The following is a 15,514-nucleotide window of genomic DNA, read 5'->3' as shown; positions in this document are numbered from 1 at the left end:
CTCTATTCAGGGTCCATCCAGAAATAGGCAAATTTGGTCGCGATCAAGACGCGCGCAAAATTTAACCGCAGGCATATGGTCGATATTCCGAGGATTAAATTTTTCGCGCAACGCCGATATCGGGCCAATTGGCCATTTGTGGATGGGCACTATTTGCAGTTGCCGATGCGCTTGCCTGTTATATGCACCGTCACGGTGGTATTTCCCATCTCCGGCCCCATCTTGGTCTTAACGGTGCCCTCGAAACGATCCCCTTTGTAGGTCATGCTGCCGGTGCTTTCGGTTCGGGTCCCGTCTTGATCGCAGACCATGCGCCAAGTGACCGTGTTGCCTTTGGTTTTCGTGTCCAACACCTCGCAGTTCTGATTCTCGGCATTGGGATCGGGAAGCGGATCACTCTTCGTCAGGCACTGAATGGTCGTCTGCGGGGGCATCGGCATGGGCATGCCCGGCATTTCGACCTTGCTGGTCACTTCATATTCACCCGGCTGAAAATCCAGTCCCCAGACCGGCAAGACCAAAAAGCAACTCAACAGCATCAAAACAAAACCAATTCCACCTGTCTTGGCCACCATCGTTTTCTCCCCTTTTGAATAGATAGAATTTCTTTGCTTTAACCTTTTCACTTTCGACTTTGACCTCTACCGTGAAGCGGCAACTAAATGCTGATCACCTTATCCGCCAGTTGCATGGCCGTTACGATATCGAGCATGTTGGTGGTGATACCGACCTGCTTTCTCTCCAACAGCTTGAAATGCTCCAGGCAGGTACCGCAGACCAGAATTGTTATACCCTCTTTTTCATAGGCCTGCAATTCCGACAACACGGCCGAGCCCTCGATGGTCAGTTTGACACCGTTGTTGACCAGCACCAGTCGCCACAGATCCGGCCCCATCTCCTTGAGGGTCCGAATGAAATTCACCATCAGCTTGAGCCCCAGTTCATCATCACCGAATCCCATCCGGTCCGTCGTGCACATCACCATGATCTGCTGCCCGCCACCCGTTGATGTGGGTGCCGGTGCCGCCTGCGGAGCGGTTTTGGCGCCGCTTTTCCCGACGATGGTAAAATCGTCTCCCTCTTTGGACAAGGTCGTTTTGAACCCCTGAGACTTGAGAAAACGCTCTACATTCTGTTGAGAGGCCGCATTGTCCACAATCACCTTGATCGTATCCAACGGCTCCTGCTCCAGAATGGCTTTCGTTTGCAATACCGGTGCAGGGCATGACAGCCCGCGGGCGTCCACTTCTTTCATTGAATGCGCTCCTTTGATAATCCCTCGATGTTGCTATTGAACGAAAATCTTCTCGGACGGATCCGCGACCACGCTTCCAATGACGGCGGCCTGATCGATGCCCTTTGCCATGAGGTCGGCAACCAGCTCCTCGGCCCGTTCGAGGGCGACACTGATCAACAGTCCACCGGAGGTCTGCGGATCGAACAGGATATCACGCATCAAGGCATCGACACTTGTCTCGAAAGAGACCATATGCTCGCGAAAGGTCTTGTTGTGATAGGCACCGGCCGGCACCAACCCCATGGCGGCATATTCCGAGGCCTCGGGGAGAATGGGCACTTTCGGCGATTGGACGAGCAGACTGTGGCCCGAACCGCACACCATCTCGGCCAGATGGCCGAGCAGACCGAACCCGGTGATGTCGGTGCAGGCGTGGACCGGATAGGCGGCCATGACGTCGGCGGCACTTCGATTCAGCGCAGCCATTAGGCGGGTAACCCGTTCGATCAACTCGTCGGATGCCAGCCCCCCTTTGATAGCCGTGTTGATGATGCCGGTACCGAGCGGTTTGGTCAGAATCAGGGCGTCTCCCTGTTTGAGGTTTTTCTTCACGAGGAACCGCTCGGGATGAACGAAACCGGTCACGGACAGGCCATATTTCAATTCGCTGTCTTCGACGCTGTGGCCGCCAACCAAAACCACTTCGGCTTCGACCATCTTGTCGATGCCGCCCTGGATGACCTGCCTTAAGATAGAGATATCCATCGTCTTGAGCGGAAATCCGACCAGATTCATGGCGGTTTTGGGCACCCCGCCCATGGCATAGACGTCGCTCAAGGCATTGGCGGCCGCAATCTGTCCGAACCAGTATGGATCATCCACGATGGGCGTAAAAAAATCCACTGTTTGAATCAGCGCCAGATCGTCGGACAACCGGTACACCCCGGCGTCGTCGGCGCGTTCCAACCCGACCAAAACGTTTTCATCCGTGGGAAACGTCATCCCGCAAAGTGCCTGGTCCAGGTCCCCTGGAGAGAGCTTGGAGGCTCAACCGGCACCCTTGACCGTCTGCGTCAATCTGATCTCATTGGCTGCCATCGCTGTCATTCCTGTTCCGTCCCGATAGCGCCGGATCCATCACCGCCGTTCTGCCCAAACGGGCAGGCCAGTTCATCGGCGCTGTAAACGTGTTGCGCGCCACAAAAAGGGCACGGGATATCCACCCGCACCTTGGCATCGAGGTGTTTGTGTCCTTTTGCGTCGGTCCGGACGCCATGGTGGTCCACGATGCTGAAGGCATCGGTTTGGAAGGTCTGGTGTGTGACCGGGCACATGAAAACCAGTTCCATTTGGATCCTCTATCTGACTTCACTTTTGCATTGAATATTCGTATCAGCTTGATTTTCATTACAAATATAAGTAGCAGACTCCGAAATCAAATGGAAGAACGAAAATGGGCCCCCTTAAAGAAATTCAGGTTTCCCTAATGATTTTCACGTGAAATTGCGGGCAACGCAGATTCAGGCAAAGACGCCACTTGCGTCCCGACGGTGCGAATTGCGACCCGCCCGGACTTTTGTGTGTCGCACTCGAACCTGGTCCGTACGCCGATCGCCGGCGGGCGAAGGAGGAGGCAATTGGTAATCGAAACCGGAAAGTGTGCGCCGTTCGATATGGCCCAGGACCCGATGGATGGCCTTGACCATCTGTCGATCTTCGTCGGTAATCAGGCTATAGGCCTCACCGTTGCGCTCGGCCCTGCCGGTGCGGCCGATGCGGTGAATATAGAGTTCTGGGGTAGCAGGCATGTCAAAGTTAATGACATGGGAGATGTTGGCGACGTCGATGCCGCGGGATGCGATATCGGTAGCGACCAGCACCTGATATTTGCCGGATTTGAATCCGCTCATGGCGTCCTGACGCTTGGATTGGGACAAATTTCCCTGTAACGAGGTCGAAAGGAAACCGGCTCTGGCCAATTTAACACAGAGTTGCTTGGCGCGATGCTTGGTTCGCGTGAAAACCAGAACGGCGTCGGTCTTGGTGTTGCCGAGCAACTTGAGCAACAGCGACGTCTTTAAATGCTGGGCCACAGGGAAAAATGCGTGTGTAACGGTTTCCGCCGGCGCTTCCTGCCCTACTGCCACACGGATTGGTTTTTTGAGGATCTCATCGGCCAGACGACCGATTTCAGCGGGCATGGTGGCCGAAAAAAGCAGGTTCTGGCGATCCGATGCCGGCAGATGGGCGATGATCCGACGGATATCGGGCATAAAGCCCATGTCGAACATCTGGTCCGCCTCGTCGAGGACAAGCACTTCCACGCGGGAAAGATTAACCGTCCCTCGCTGGATGTGGTCGAGGAGGCGCCCGGGACATGCAACGACGATATCGGCGCGCTTCAACGACTTCATCTGCGGTTGAATGCCCACGCCACCATAAATGGCAACGCTACGCAAACCCGTTTTATTCCCCAAGGTTTCGAACGATTCATGGATCTGTTCGGCCAGTTCGCGGGTGGGGGCGACGACGAGTGCGCGAACGCCATTTTGCCGCTCTTTAAGGAGCCGGTGCAAGATCGGCAGTGCAAATGCGGCCGTCTTGCCGGTGCCGGTTTGTGCCAAGCCCATGACATCACAGCCTTGCATGACTTTGGGAATGGCTTGGATTTGAATGGGGGTCGGGGTGATATAGCCGGCAGCTGAGATCCCTGCTGTCAGTTTGGGGTTCAACGAAAATGATTCAAAGTTCAAATGATAAAATTCCTTACCTTAATGAGTGTCCATTCGGAAATCGGCAAATTGGCCATTTGCGGATGGGCACGAATGAGTTGATGGGTTGTTTCTTCAATAGCCCCTTCTTCGAAGGGGTTTTTTCTGGCGTCGTTTTCCGCCCGGGTCGGCAGGCCTAACTTTTATAAAGTTGCCATCGACGCGGTTTCCGTTCAACGCCTTGATAGCCTGATCTGCTTCAGAATTGCTGGGCATCTCAATAAAACCGAAGCCGTTGGCACTTCCGGAGAATCTGCCCTTGAACACTTTGACGCTTGCGATTTCTCCGTATGCCGCAAACAGAGACCTTAAATTGTCTTCGGTCATGCTGTCAGACAAATTTCCGATGTAGATATTCATATCAATACCTTTCGCCCTTTACTGTTATGCCTATCATTCGATTGAGAAACGGTTTTGCCCTCATCGATGGCGATGGTAAGATTCACAAGCAAGGGGAACACCAGGTCAAACAACGCGTTGCCCGATGTCATGATACAGGAAAACGAGCGCGGAGATGTGGCTTTTCCCGGGGATCATCCTAAAACGGCAAGGGGCACAGCCCTAAATGTAAAGGCGTGCCCCTTGTTTTTAGGTCGCGAAACTTAGCTTACAGTGACATTTAAAGCAGAGGGACCTTTTTTCCCTTGCTCAACGTCAAAGGAAACGCGGTCGCCTTCTTTAAGGCTTTTGAACCCGCTGGCGTTGATCGCTGAATGATGAACGAATACGTCGGGACCGTCTTCCTGCTCGATGAAGCCGAACCCTTTTTGGTCGTTAAACCACTTGACTGTTCCATTGGCCATGTTGACATCCTCCTTTCTGTAAATTGCTCAAGATTTTAAACTGGAGGATGTAACTTGCGAATGGTTTGTTCCTTCAGAGAAAAACCGCCCCGCCGATTGCTGGCGGAGCCATGTTGAATGCACGTAAGATAACAGGTTTGCGAAAGAAAGCAAGCGATTTGTTGTTGATTTAGTGTTCACGGCACAATGCGGGTCTCAAATTAAAATCGGAAACCGGCGGTGAGATTGACCACGTAGCCGCTCAAATCTCCTTCCAGACGGATGGGAACCGTTGCCACCCTTTCGTCGATGTCGATATCGTCGGTCCAGCGATACATACCTTGCAATCCGGCAAAAAAACGCTTGGTAATGTCGACGTTGACGCCCGCCACGACATGAGCACCGAACACGCTGTCACTTTCATCTTCGTCAAAATCACCGAGATAGGCCGTGTCGATATCCGAATTGAGGGCAACGACATAATACCCCACCCCGCCGCCACCGAAAATCCTTGCCCGGCCCACGGGAAATTCACCTTTGATCGTGGCCAGAACGGCCATAACCCCGAGGGTGTCGTCGATATCGTAACTGCCGGCCGTTCCGTTGTAACCCCGCACATCCCTGTCAGATGCAAAAAAATCGATCGCAGCTTCAAGCACCAGGTTAGGCGTCAGATAACGGCCATATGCGGCACCCAGATCGACACCGGTATCCATGCCGGCATCGTCCATATCATCTGTGAACTCGTTCACACCCAAACGAATCTGCCCATAATTCCGGAACGCTTCCGATGTCGCCGAGGCGCCGGCCGGGAATCCGACGCTTAAACCACATAGTGTAAGAGTAGCCAACACCATTAAATTATTGAACCATTTCATGGCTTATCTCTCCTCATCGTTCAGCCGGATTGAGTGATATGGCATACTCCTTCAATCGGTCCGAACGGCAACTCTTTTATTCGTTCTTCATCGACAGGGTACATAAAGGTCCTGTGTCGCGTTTGCCTTCTACCAGTTTTCAGCCAGCAGCTCGAAATAGCCCTGGGGCATGACACATGCAGGACATTTTAGCGGCGCCTCGTTACCGGTGTGCAGATAGCCGCAATTCCGGCAGCGCCACACAGCCTGTTCCTTTCGGGCAAACACCCGGTCGGCCAGTAGATTGGCGGCCAATTCCCGGTAGCGTTTTTCATGCTGGCGCTCGGAAACGCTGATGGCATCCCAGGTGTCGGCTGCCCGCTCGAATCCCTCTTCACGGGCGACTTGAGCAAAGCCGGGATAAAGCTGGCTGTGCTCGAAACGCTCGCCGTCCGCCGCGGCGACCAAATTGTCGTAGGTGGATTGGATCGCGCCGGAGGGAAAGCTGCCGGTGATTTCGAGTTCACCCCCATTGAAAAATTTAAAAAAGCGCAAGGCGTGCTCGCACTCCTGGTTGGCGGTTTCTTCGAAGATGTCGGCAATTTGAACGAAGCCTTCCTCGAAGGCCCGGCGCGAAAAATAGGTGTAGCGATTTCGCGCCTGGGACTCACCGGCAAAGGAGAGCATTAAATTTCGGGCCGTTTGGCTATCACGGAATTTTCCCATCGCGGCGCCTCTGATTTACTCTTCGATCTCGATCGCGTCAGCGCCGCACTCGGCGGCCGCCTGGCGAACCAGATCCTCGTATTTTTCCGGTATCACGTCAAATTGAACGACGGAGAGCAATTGATCCTCATCATACTTGAATACTTCGGGGCACAATTTATTGCAGTTCCGATCTCCCATACACTGTTTGGTGACGCGTGCCTTCATAAAATCCTCCTCTATCTGTTTGCGGAATGGATGGATTGACCCGTCGGTACGCCCATGCAGCATCTGCTGCGAGAAGAGACAGTAACTGCCCCACTCGCTGCGGCCGACGTGTCGGTATTGTGGTAGGCGATTCTAATGCCGAAAAGACGTCTTCACAGTAATGTCATTTTGCTGGGTATGTCAAGCCGGTGCAGAAAAGTCCAGCTATTCTAATTGAATGACATTCATCAGATCCAGCCCTGGTGGCTGTTTCATCTGACTGTTGTTCGAATAAAGGGTTAAGGGAATTGAGATGCGGCGATCAGGCTTTTAATCTCCATCAATCGACCGATGCGATAGTCGCACTCGGCCGCGCGCAAACGCGGGTTGTTGTCCGGATCCAGCAGCACGGTGGTTGCACCGGCGGCACGGCCGGCCTGGCAATCGAACAGGTAGTCGCCAACCATCATAATTTCACGTGGCCGGGCGTTCAGCCGGCGGGCCGCCCAGAAAACGCCTTCGGCGCTCGGTTTGGGTGCGGGCGGATCTTCCCGTGTGACGAGCAGGTCGAAATCTCCAGGCCCGAGGGGATCGAACTTTTCCAAGGCGCACAACACCGATGCCCTGCTGTTGCGGGTGATAATACCGCAGGCCAGACGGCGCTGTTTGATCCAGGCCACTGTGTCGACCGCACCGTGATTCGGTATCGATTGCCGCGCCGCCTCGATTTCAAATGCGATGAGTTTTTCCATTGCGGCTCGCCTCAGACGCGGCGTGGCCATGGATTGGATGTACTCCAGAACGGGAATTTCGAGCGGGCAACCCAGCGCGCCCTTGATGGCAGAAAAATCCAGAGCGCCCGGCGCGGTGAGGGTCCCGTCAAAATCAAACAATACCGCCTTGATCTGAATGGGTCCGCTCGGATCGCCTGCCGGCCCGTCATAGGTCCTGGATATCACCGTCTTTGTTCCTGCTTTCTGCACTCCGCCATTCCGAATATGATGGACATCTTAAGCAAAACTACCTATAAATATATAAATTTTGTTTCTTTTCAAAGAGAAAAGAGTTGATCGGACCGTATGCAAAGGAGGAAAACATGGCCAAAAAAATACTCATTGCCCTCGACGATTCCGAAAATGCATTTCGGGCGGCTGAATTCGTCGCCCAGAACTTTTCAAAAGACAACCTGGTCACCCTGCTCAGCGTCATGCTGGACACGGCAGCGCTGTGCAAGATGGACAGCCCTGAGTTGATCCCGCTGTTTAAATCCCAGCAGACCAGCTTTTGTGCACTGGAAGACAAGAAGAGGGAACTGATGCGCGAGGCAATGAAAAAGGCTAAAAACGCATTGGTCGCAGCCGGTTTTCCCCCAGAACATGTGACGACCAAAATCGAGGATAAAAAACACGGCGTGGCGCGCGACATTCTGGCGGAAGCGGAAAAGGATTACCAGCTGATCGTCATGGGGCGCCGCGGCATTTCGGGCGTAAAGGAGCTGTTCCTCGGAAGTGTCTCTCAAAAGGTGTTCAACGGCGCCAAAGACATATCGGTGCTCATCGTCAATTAGCGCCCACCCACTAATTAGTGCCCGTCCACAAATAGGCAAATTGGGTCGAGATCAAGGCGCACGAAAAATTTAACCGCAGGATTATGGTCGATATTCCGAGGATTAAATTTTTCGCGCAACACCGATATCGGGCCAATTGGACATTTGTGGATGGGCACTATGCAGAATCTCGATCCATGTCGATACTGCCCCTGATCGAAGGGTACTACATGCGCATGATGGATGCCTATTTTGCGCACAAACCCCAACCCACGCCGCCGGTTTCGGTGTTAAAGGCCTGCCGACTCATCGCCCACCGCGGTGAACACGACAACCGGATGGTCCTCGAAAACAGCCTGGCGGCCTTTCAACGCGCTGCCGATGCCGGCCTTTGGGGCATCGAGCTGGATGTGCGCTGGACCCGCGACCTCGTGCCGGTCGTGTTTCACGATCCCGATCTCAACCGACTTTTTTCCCGATCGGAACGAATCGACCGACTCACCTTCAGACAACTGCGAGCCTGCGCCGAACCGATCCCCAGCTTGACGGAAGTGGTCGAAAGATTCGGCAAACGGTTGCATCTGATGATCGAGATCAAACGCGGCGAATGGTCTGATATCCGAAACCAGAGCCGCACCCTGCGCGAAGCCCTGGCCCCATTGCGGCCGGTTGTGGATTACCATCTGATGGTCCTCGACCCCTCGATCATGGCTCCTTTGTCGGGCCTGGCGCCCTCTTGTATGATTGCCATCGCCTACCATTGGCCCTATCGTCTCAGCCGGTGGGTGCTGGAACATCGATGGGGCGGATTGGCCACCCATTACAGCATGTTGAGACGCACCTTAATCCGGCGCCACCACACTCATGGCCAAGGTGTCGGCTGTGCATTCCCGGCATCGCGCAACAGCCTGTTTCGGGAGTTGAATCGTGGTGTGGATTTTATCTTCTCAAACTGTGCCGGCAGACTGCAGAAAATGTTGGTAGAAGCATTGATCCAAGCGCAGTTGCACTGTCCATCGGGTCAAACCGTTTGTCTAAAGGACGAAAACTTCACCTCATCGAACACGAGATGATCGTCGGACGGTCTGCTCACGGCCTCCTGAATACCGATGGTGTGCTCGATCAAACGCCGGGTATCCATTTGCATACATTCATCGCACAGGCACACCTGAACGGCCATCTCGCCGATTTTGTACCGGCAAAGGTGGGTGGCAGGACGGATGTTGCACGCGTAACAGTGCATGCCGAGGTCGGCAGGCAAGGGTTTGGGGGATTCAGCAATCATATCTTTATCCTTAATGTCGGCGGAATGGATCGTATGGCGCGACGGAACGAAGAAGCGGCCGCCATCGCCAGCGGATTAAGCAACAGATGTGCCATACCACCAAAAAACGAGATAACCGATATGAATTATTGTATCATTTTAATGGACAAGGAATAATCCACAAAGACAACTGGATATTTTTTGATAGTCTGCCGTACACGCCTCTATCAATCTGATAGGCACAGGCGGATAGGCATCGATCACCATGATTCCCATTATGCGGGTGAATGGCGATGATCAAAGCCGCCAGTAGGTCACCCCCAACCGATCGGCCTGCTCCTGGTCAAAGAGGCTTTTCACATCCACCACGATCGGATGGCTGTTCGTACACAGGGCCGCCACGCCGGCCAATCCCATGGTGCGGTAAGCCTTGTGCATGACGCCCAGCACGACGGCGTCCACACCGCTCAGCGCCTCCATGGGACGCAATTCCAGACCATAATGCTCGCGGGACTCGGTTGGATCGGCCAGGGGATCGTGGACCAGCACGTCGATCCCGTAATCTTCAAGCTCCTTGACGATGTCGACGATGCGGGTGTTGCGCAAATCGGGCACATCCTCCTTGAAGGTGATCCCCAGGACCCCCACCTTGGCGCCTTTTACGGCCTTGCCGCTGTGAATCAGCAGCTTGACGGTGCGCTCGGCGATATATTTGCCCATCCCGTCGTTCACGCGCCGGCCGGCCAGGATCATCTCGGGGTGGTAGCCGAGGGATTCGGCCTTGAAGGTCAGATAGTAGGGGTCCACGCCGATACAGTGGCCGCCGACCAGTCCGGGGCGGAATGGCAGAAAGTTCCATTTGCTGCCGGCGGCTTCCAGCACCTCCAAGGTATCGATGCCGATGATATCGAAGATCATGGCCAATTCATTCATCAAGGCAATGTTCAGGTCCCGCTGGGTGTTCTCGATCACCTTGGCCGCTTCCGCCACTTTGATGCTCGAGGCCCTGTGCAGACCGGCCTTGACCACCCGGCCGTAGACGTTCATGAGGAGATCGGCGCTGGCCGCGTCTGAGCCGGATACGATCTTGACCACGCTCTCCAGGGTATGCACCTTGTCCCCCGGATTGATGCGCTCCGGTGAATAACCCACCGTGAAATCGCGCCCGAAGGTCAGCCCGGAGGTCTTCTCCAGGATCGGCACGCAGACCTCCTCGGTAGCGCCGGGATAGACCGTGGACTCGAAGACGACACAGGCCCCCCGCTGAAGATGGCGGCCGACGGCTTCCGAGGCACCGCGCAGCGGGCTCAAGTCTGGAATATTGTAAGCGTCGATGGGCGTCGGCACGGCAATGATCATCAAACGGCACAGCGCCAGATCCTCGGCCCTGCTGGTGTAGGTGATGGCGGCCCGGGCGAGCCGTTCATCCTCAACCTCCAGGGTGCGGTCATGGCCGTCTCGAAGTTCGGCGATGCGCGCCTCTTTCATGTCATACCCGACCACGTCGAAATGATCGGCCAGATGAACCGCCAGGGGTAATCCGACATATCCCAATCCCACCACCGCGATTTTATCCTGCCGTGCCTGCAACGACTCGAACGTCACCATCTGTGCGATCCTTTTCCTTGTTGGTTTGTGATGTCAACCTTATACCCTGAAATTACGTCAAAAACAAGATCGAGCCGATAGGTTTCAGGTCGGGTTTTCTTGTCCCGACCGCCGTTTACCAGCCACTTGCGCCAATAAGCGCCGGGTTTCCGCAGCGGTCAAATGCCGCCAGGCCCCTTCGGGCAGATTCCCCAGGTGAATATGCGCCATTCGGATCCGTTTGAGGCGCTTGACCTGGTAGCCAAGCTGCTTGACCATCCTGCGGATCTGGCGGTTTCGACCTTCCAGCAGGACGATGCGGAAACGGCGTCCGGCAAGACGCCGCACCCTGGCCGGGCGGGTCATGCTGCCCAGAATGGGCAGCCCATCGGACAGTTGTTTCAAGTCCCCGTCGCCGATGGGGCGATCCACCGTTACGTCGTACTCCTTTTCGTGGTCGAACGAAGGGTGGGACAGTCGATGGTGCAGGCGGCCATCGTTGGTCAACAGCAAGAGTCCCGTGGAATCCTTGTCGAGACGCCCCACCGGATAGATGCGCTCCTTGATATCGATGAGATCGACGACAAGGGGCTGACCGGGGTGGTCGCAGCTGGTCACATACCCCCTGGGTTTGTGCAAAGCCACATAAATCTTCTGCGACTGCGCCTGAACCGGCTGTCCGTCGACCTCGACCCGATCCTTGTCGGGGTCGACCTTGGTGCCCAGGGTGGTCACCACCGCGCCGTTGACCCGCACCTTGCCGGCCCGGATAAGATTCTCGCCGTGACGCCGTGAGCACACTCCGGCGTCGGAGAGCCATTTCTGCAATCGCATGACACCCATTGCTTTTCAGGACCGATAATCCGCATTGATCTTCACGTAGTCGATGGAAAAGTCGCACGTGATGATCGATGCCTCGCCTTCTCCCAGGTGCAGATCGATGGTGACCGCGAACTCGGGCCGCTTCATGACCGCGGTGACCTCGTCTTCGCGGGCCTGGCCACACCCCACCCCGGCCGCGACCATCTGCACCGTGTCGAAGTAAATGTCGACGCGGTCAGGTGCCAGCGCCGCCCCGGCCCTGCCCAGGGCACCCATGATGCGCCCCCAATTGGCATCCTCACCGAAAAAGGCGGTCTTGACCAGCGGTGAATGAGCCACACAATCGGCCAAACGCAAAGCATCGGCATCCGATGCCGCACCCTTCACCTTGACGTCTACCACCTTGGTGACGCCCTCGCCATCTTTGACCAGCCTGCGGGCGATATCGAGCAACATGTCATCGAGCAATCCCTGGAAAATCCGGCGCTGGGCGCCGCTCCGGATGTCGACACCGGACATGCCGTTGGCCATCAGGAGCACCGTATCGTTGGTACTCGTGTCGCCATCGATGGTGATGCGGTTCAGGGAGCGTTCCACGGCCGGGGCCAGCATCTGTTTCAGGAGGTCGGCCGGAATGTCGGCATCGGTGCAAATGAAACAGAGCATGGTGGCCATGTCGGGCCGGATCATGCCGGCACCCTTGGCCACCGCCACGATGGAAAAGGCGCGGCCGTCGATCTCCCCCCGCCGAACCACCAGTTTGGGCACCGTGTCCGTGGTCATGATGGCGCGGGCCGCATCTTCGAAGCCGTCGGGGCGGAGCCCGGCGACCAGGTCCGGCAATGCCGCCTCCACCTTTTCAATGGGAAGCGGCGCGCCGATCACGCCGGTGGAGGCGACGAGCACCTGGGCATCGTCCAGACTCAGTCGAGACGCCACACCGGCTGTCATGGCACGGGCATGCGCCAATCCCCGGGGCCCGGTGCAGCAATTGGCGTTACCGGCATTGGCCACGATCGCCCGGGCCACACCGCCTGCCACCCGTTCTTTGGAAAGCAGCACCGGTGCTGCGGCCACCCGATTGCGGGTAAACATACCGGCCACGGTGGCCGGCACCTCTGAATAGATAAGGGCCAGATCACGCCCTTTGTTTTTCTTGATCCCGGCCGCAAGACCGGACGCGGAAAAACCTTTGCATTGGACTGCGTCGACCATTTTTGGCCTCCTTGTTGCAGACTCGCTTCAAAACGTTTTTTGGCGAAATAATGCCCATCAAAAAGCACTTCATGGGACAAATGCCGTCAAATGTCAATTTTCGTTTTGGGTTGCCAAAACACCCGGATTTAAATAGATAGGAAGACCTTTTGATTCGACCATAGGAAGAGATGGATATGCGACCCGATACACTGACTTTCGAATGCCCTCATTGTCATACGGCGATGATTTTTCGACGGACCTGACGCGAGGTTCGCTGGCACTGCGGGGACTGCGGTAAAAATTACGAACTGTCCGATTTGCTCGATCAGTTGGACGAAAGAATGGAAACGGCGCTGGGCGGTCTGTGGTGCGACCGGTTCTGACCATCCGGCCCACGCCTTTTTAGTGTCCGTCCACAAGTAGGCAAACTGGTTCGAGATCAAGGCGTGCGAAAAATTTAACCGCAGGCATATGGTCGATATTCCGAGGATTAAATTTTTCGCGCAACACCGATATCGGGCCAATTGGCCATTTGTGGATGGGCACTATTTAGATGCCGACCCCAAGATCTGGAACGACGCACCCCCCCATGATCATTCAACACCTCTTCCCCGTATTTGCGCTGATTGCGCTGGGCTCCGCCCTCAAGCGCTTCGGGCTGACCAACCCGGCCTTCCTGGCGGTTACCGACCGTCTCATCTATTTCATCTTTTTCCCCATCCTGCTCTTCTGGAAAATCGGCGCCGCCGAACAGGCTTTCAATGCCGAGGCGGGCCGCTTTTACCTCGCCGTCATCGGAACGGTGATTTGCATCTATATGGTCAGCACGCTCTATATCCTGATTTTCAAGATCCCGGCATTCCAAGCCGGCACCTTCTCCCAAAGCTGTTATCGCTTCAACAGCTATGTCGGCCTGGCGGTGATTCTCAGCGTTCTCGGCGAACCGGCCGTGGCCCGCTTCGGCGTCCTGATCGGGCTGGTGATCCCATTGATCAATGTCTTGTCCGTCACCACCCTGATCTGGTTCTCGGCAACCCCCGGGCGTGTGGAGCAGCGTCTGCAAAAAACTCTCGTCTCGATTCTGACCAACCCCCTCGTGATCGGCTGTGCGGCCGGATTGCTTTATGCAGCCTGGATCAACCGCTTTCCGCTTTTTATCGAAAACACGTTACGGTTGGGCGCGTCGATCACGCTGCCGTTGGCCCTGCTCTCGATCGGCGGCAGTCTGACCCCGCAGACGCTCAAGCGCCATTTTCCCCTCGCGGCCGTCGGCGCCGGATTCAAACTGGTCCTGTTGCCGGCAATCGGCTTTGCCATCCTGCAACTGGCGGGGATCTCCGGCGACGATTTCGCCCTGGGGGTCATTTTTTTCGCACTGCCCACGTCCACAGCCATCTATGTGCTCTCGGCCCAGTTGAAGAGTGACACCGAACTGGCTTCGGCCACCATCGTGCTCTCCACGGCACTCTCTTTTTTCACCCTGTCGGCCGTTTTGTGGCTGTTGAAAGCGCAGTCGTTGCTCAATCCCATTTAAGGTCATGACATGGCGACAAAAAACTTCAAACTGGTGATCGAATATGATGGCAGCGCCTATTGCGGATGGCAGCGACAGCCCAACGGTCCCACCATCCAGGCCCGCATCGAGGAGGCGCTCGAACGCATGACCCGCAGTGACATCAAACTGATCGGTTCGGGCCGCACCGATGCAGGTGTTCATGCCCTGGGCCAATGCGCCAATTTCACTTGTGACACCGCCATCGATGCCCAGGCCTTCCGGAACGGTCTCAACAGCCTGCTTCCCGACGACATCGTCATCCGATCCTGTGAAGAGGTGCATGCCGGTTTTCACGCCCGCTTCGATGTCCAATCCAAAACCTATCGCTACCGAATTCTCAACAGCCCCCTGCCAGCGGCAATCGGGCGGCAATATCAATGGTGGATCCGCACGCCGCTCGATATCGCCGCCATGCGCGAAGCGGCCGGCCACCTCATCGGAGAAAAGGATTTCAAGGCCTTCGAAGCCGCCGGCAGTCCGCGCGCCCATACGATCCGCCACGTCATGCGCGCCGAAATTCGAATGGAGGACGAATCCCACCTTCTCTTTGAAATCCGGGCACAGGGTTTTTTGCGCTATATGGTCCGCAACATCACCGGCACCCTTGTCCAGGTGGGCAAGGGACGAATGGCACCCCACGAAGTTGCCGTGATCCTGGACGCCCGCGACCGCGCCCAGGCGGGCATGACCGCCCCGGCCCACGGATTATGCCTGGTCGAAGTGTTCTATTGATCTGTTTGGAATCCACCCGGGAAAGGATCCACCCGGGTGATTCAACTCCGCTATCCCTGAGCATGCATAAAGATATAAACCCAGTATCCTTTTTTACACCCCCCATTGGCCAAGCAGGGCAACACCGAAGGCACCCACCTTGTTCCATACCGGTTTGCCAGATGGCACCCAAATTGCAAAATCCGGAAAAGCTATCCCCATGAATGCGCCCTTAACGCTTTCTGGATCAAGGAACTCATGTTAACCCACAAG

19 protein-coding genes and 1 pseudogene are annotated in these 15,514 nt (G+C 55.8%); 6 read left to right on the top strand and 14 right to left on the bottom strand.

Going from position 1 to position 15,514, the window contains the following annotated elements:
• Positions 1-149: 149 nt before the first annotated feature.
• The 11 genes from DFT_RS03500 to DFT_RS03450 form a co-directional block, all read right to left on the bottom strand.
• Positions 150-575 (bottom strand): DUF3617 domain-containing protein, encoded by a 426-nt coding sequence (locus tag DFT_RS03500; RefSeq protein WP_054029831.1) that lies wholly within the window; start codon positions 573-575, stop codon positions 150-152.
• Positions 576-658: 83 nt separating this feature from the next.
• On the bottom strand, positions 659-1,255 hold the full coding sequence (gene yedF / locus DFT_RS03495; RefSeq protein ID WP_054029830.1) for a sulfurtransferase-like selenium metabolism protein YedF: 597 nt from the start codon (positions 1,253-1,255) through the stop codon (positions 659-661).
• Positions 1,256-1,288: 33 nt separating this feature from the next.
• The gene (gene selD, locus DFT_RS03490; RefSeq protein ID WP_083453294.1) at positions 1,289-2,335 is read right to left on the bottom strand and encodes a selenide, water dikinase SelD; all 1,047 of its coding nucleotides are present in this window, start codon (positions 2,333-2,335) and stop codon (positions 1,289-1,291) included.
• A gap of 5 nt (positions 2,336-2,340) precedes the next feature.
• Positions 2,341-2,586: a hypothetical protein gene (locus DFT_RS03485; protein WP_054029828.1), complete on the bottom strand. Its 246-nt coding sequence runs from the start codon at positions 2,584-2,586 to the stop codon at positions 2,341-2,343.
• Positions 2,587-2,757: 171 nt separating this feature from the next.
• A complete protein-coding gene (locus DFT_RS03480; protein ID WP_054029827.1) occupies positions 2,758-3,990 on the bottom strand; it encodes a DEAD/DEAH box helicase in 1,233 nt (410 codons plus the stop codon).
• 93 nt (positions 3,991-4,083) lie between these two features.
• Positions 4,084-4,368 carry an RNA recognition motif domain-containing protein gene (locus DFT_RS03475; protein ID WP_054029826.1) on the bottom strand — a complete coding sequence of 95 codons (285 nt, stop codon included), beginning with the start codon at positions 4,366-4,368 and terminating at the stop codon, positions 4,084-4,086.
• Positions 4,369-4,610: 242 nt separating this feature from the next.
• A complete protein-coding gene (locus DFT_RS03470; protein ID WP_054029825.1) occupies positions 4,611-4,811 on the bottom strand; it encodes a cold-shock protein in 201 nt (66 codons plus the stop codon).
• A 200-nt stretch (positions 4,812-5,011) separates the two neighbouring features.
• Positions 5,012-5,668 (bottom strand): outer membrane beta-barrel protein, encoded by a 657-nt coding sequence (locus DFT_RS03465; protein ID WP_076750330.1) that lies wholly within the window; start codon positions 5,666-5,668, stop codon positions 5,012-5,014.
• A 129-nt stretch (positions 5,669-5,797) separates the two neighbouring features.
• Positions 5,798-6,373, bottom strand: coding sequence for a rubrerythrin (gene rbr / locus DFT_RS03460; RefSeq protein WP_054029823.1), 576 nt, complete (start codon positions 6,371-6,373; stop codon positions 5,798-5,800).
• 15 nt (positions 6,374-6,388) lie between these two features.
• Positions 6,389-6,580, bottom strand: a complete 192-nt coding sequence (locus DFT_RS03455; RefSeq protein ID WP_054029822.1) for a ferredoxin — start codon at positions 6,578-6,580, stop codon at positions 6,389-6,391.
• A 278-nt stretch (positions 6,581-6,858) separates the two neighbouring features.
• Complete coding sequence (locus DFT_RS03450) at positions 6,859-7,518, bottom strand: HAD family hydrolase (protein WP_054029821.1); 660 nt, start codon at positions 7,516-7,518, stop codon at positions 6,859-6,861.
• 137 nt (positions 7,519-7,655) lie between these two features.
• Here DFT_RS03450 and DFT_RS03445 point away from each other — a divergent pair, with 137 nt between their 5' ends.
• The 3 genes from DFT_RS03445 (at position 7,656) to DFT_RS03435 (ending at position 9,546) form a co-directional block, all read left to right on the top strand.
• Positions 7,656-8,126 carry a universal stress protein gene (locus DFT_RS03445; RefSeq protein WP_054029820.1) on the top strand — a complete coding sequence of 157 codons (471 nt, stop codon included), beginning with the start codon at positions 7,656-7,658 and terminating at the stop codon, positions 8,124-8,126.
• A 176-nt stretch (positions 8,127-8,302) separates the two neighbouring features.
• Positions 8,303-9,178, top strand: a complete 876-nt coding sequence (locus DFT_RS03440; protein WP_161807068.1) for a glycerophosphodiester phosphodiesterase — start codon at positions 8,303-8,305, stop codon at positions 9,176-9,178.
• Entirely contained in the window at positions 9,175-9,546 is a 372-nt protein-coding gene (locus DFT_RS03435) for a hypothetical protein (RefSeq protein ID WP_054029818.1), read from the top strand. Before DFT_RS03440 ends, DFT_RS03435 begins: the two co-directional genes overlap by 4 nt.
• A gap of 120 nt (positions 9,547-9,666) precedes the next feature.
• On the opposite strand, the gene DFT_RS03430 is transcribed toward DFT_RS03435, so the two are convergent.
• From DFT_RS03430 to argJ, 3 genes are all read right to left on the bottom strand, one after another.
• Positions 9,667-10,977: a nucleotide sugar dehydrogenase gene (locus DFT_RS03430; protein WP_083453292.1), complete on the bottom strand. Its 1,311-nt coding sequence runs from the start codon at positions 10,975-10,977 to the stop codon at positions 9,667-9,669.
• A gap of 84 nt (positions 10,978-11,061) precedes the next feature.
• The gene (locus DFT_RS03425) at positions 11,062-11,790 is read right to left on the bottom strand and encodes a pseudouridine synthase (RefSeq protein ID WP_054029816.1); all 729 of its coding nucleotides are present in this window, start codon (positions 11,788-11,790) and stop codon (positions 11,062-11,064) included.
• A gap of 15 nt (positions 11,791-11,805) precedes the next feature.
• Positions 11,806-12,993, bottom strand: coding sequence for a bifunctional glutamate N-acetyltransferase/amino-acid acetyltransferase ArgJ (argJ, locus tag DFT_RS03420; protein ID WP_054029815.1), 1,188 nt, complete (start codon positions 12,991-12,993; stop codon positions 11,806-11,808).
• A gap of 257 nt (positions 12,994-13,250) precedes the next feature.
• Between argJ and DFT_RS27175 the strand changes: the two are divergent.
• From DFT_RS27175 to truA, 3 genes and pseudogenes are all read left to right on the top strand, one after another.
• Positions 13,251-13,358 (top strand): annotated as a pseudogene (locus DFT_RS27175) (hypothetical protein); the annotation flags it as partial.
• A gap of 206 nt (positions 13,359-13,564) precedes the next feature.
• Positions 13,565-14,509, top strand: coding sequence for an AEC family transporter (locus DFT_RS03415; protein ID WP_054029814.1), 945 nt, complete (start codon positions 13,565-13,567; stop codon positions 14,507-14,509).
• A gap of 9 nt (positions 14,510-14,518) precedes the next feature.
• A complete protein-coding gene (gene truA / locus DFT_RS03410; protein WP_054029813.1) occupies positions 14,519-15,262 on the top strand; it encodes a tRNA pseudouridine(38-40) synthase TruA in 744 nt (247 codons plus the stop codon).
• Positions 15,263-15,514: the final 252 nt, after the last annotated feature.

Source organism: Desulfatitalea tepidiphila (assembly GCF_001293685.1).
Taxonomy (GTDB): Bacteria; Desulfobacterota; Desulfobacteria; order Desulfobacterales; family Desulfosarcinaceae; genus Desulfatitalea; species Desulfatitalea tepidiphila.
The sequence above is the reverse complement of the archived record's forward strand: the minus strand, read 5'-3'. Positions and strand labels throughout refer to the sequence as shown.

Coding starts and splice junctions, on each gene's coding strand:
- DFT_RS03500 (WP_054029831.1), bottom strand. CDS start 575: ATGGTGGCCAAGACAGGTGGAATTGGTTTTGTTTTGATGCTGTTGAGT.
- yedF (WP_054029830.1), bottom strand. CDS start 1,255: ATGAAAGAAGTGGACGCCCGCGGGCTGTCATGCCCTGCACCGGTATTG.
- DFT_RS03485 (WP_054029828.1), bottom strand. CDS start 2,586: ATGGAACTGGTTTTCATGTGCCCGGTCACACACCAGACCTTCCAAACC.
- DFT_RS03475 (WP_054029826.1), bottom strand. CDS start 4,368: ATGAATATCTACATCGGAAATTTGTCTGACAGCATGACCGAAGACAAT.
- DFT_RS03470 (WP_054029825.1), bottom strand. CDS start 4,811: ATGGCCAATGGAACAGTCAAGTGGTTTAACGACCAAAAAGGGTTCGGC.
- DFT_RS03465 (WP_076750330.1), bottom strand. CDS start 5,668: ATGAAATGGTTCAATAATTTAATGGTGTTGGCTACTCTTACACTATGT.
- rbr (WP_054029823.1), bottom strand. CDS start 6,373: ATGGGAAAATTCCGTGATAGCCAAACGGCCCGAAATTTAATGCTCTCC.
- DFT_RS03455 (WP_054029822.1), bottom strand. CDS start 6,580: ATGAAGGCACGCGTCACCAAACAGTGTATGGGAGATCGGAACTGCAAT.
- DFT_RS03445 (WP_054029820.1), top strand. CDS start 7,656: ATGGCCAAAAAAATACTCATTGCCCTCGACGATTCCGAAAATGCATTT.
- DFT_RS03440 (WP_161807068.1), top strand. CDS start 8,303: ATGTCGATACTGCCCCTGATCGAAGGGTACTACATGCGCATGATGGAT.
- DFT_RS03435 (WP_054029818.1), top strand. CDS start 9,175: ATGATCGTCGGACGGTCTGCTCACGGCCTCCTGAATACCGATGGTGTG.
- DFT_RS03430 (WP_083453292.1), bottom strand. CDS start 10,977: ATGGTGACGTTCGAGTCGTTGCAGGCACGGCAGGATAAAATCGCGGTG.
- DFT_RS03425 (WP_054029816.1), bottom strand. CDS start 11,790: ATGCGATTGCAGAAATGGCTCTCCGACGCCGGAGTGTGCTCACGGCGT.
- argJ (WP_054029815.1), bottom strand. CDS start 12,993: ATGGTCGACGCAGTCCAATGCAAAGGTTTTTCCGCGTCCGGTCTTGCG.
- DFT_RS03415 (WP_054029814.1), top strand. CDS start 13,565: ATGATCATTCAACACCTCTTCCCCGTATTTGCGCTGATTGCGCTGGGC.
- truA (WP_054029813.1), top strand. CDS start 14,519: ATGGCGACAAAAAACTTCAAACTGGTGATCGAATATGATGGCAGCGCC.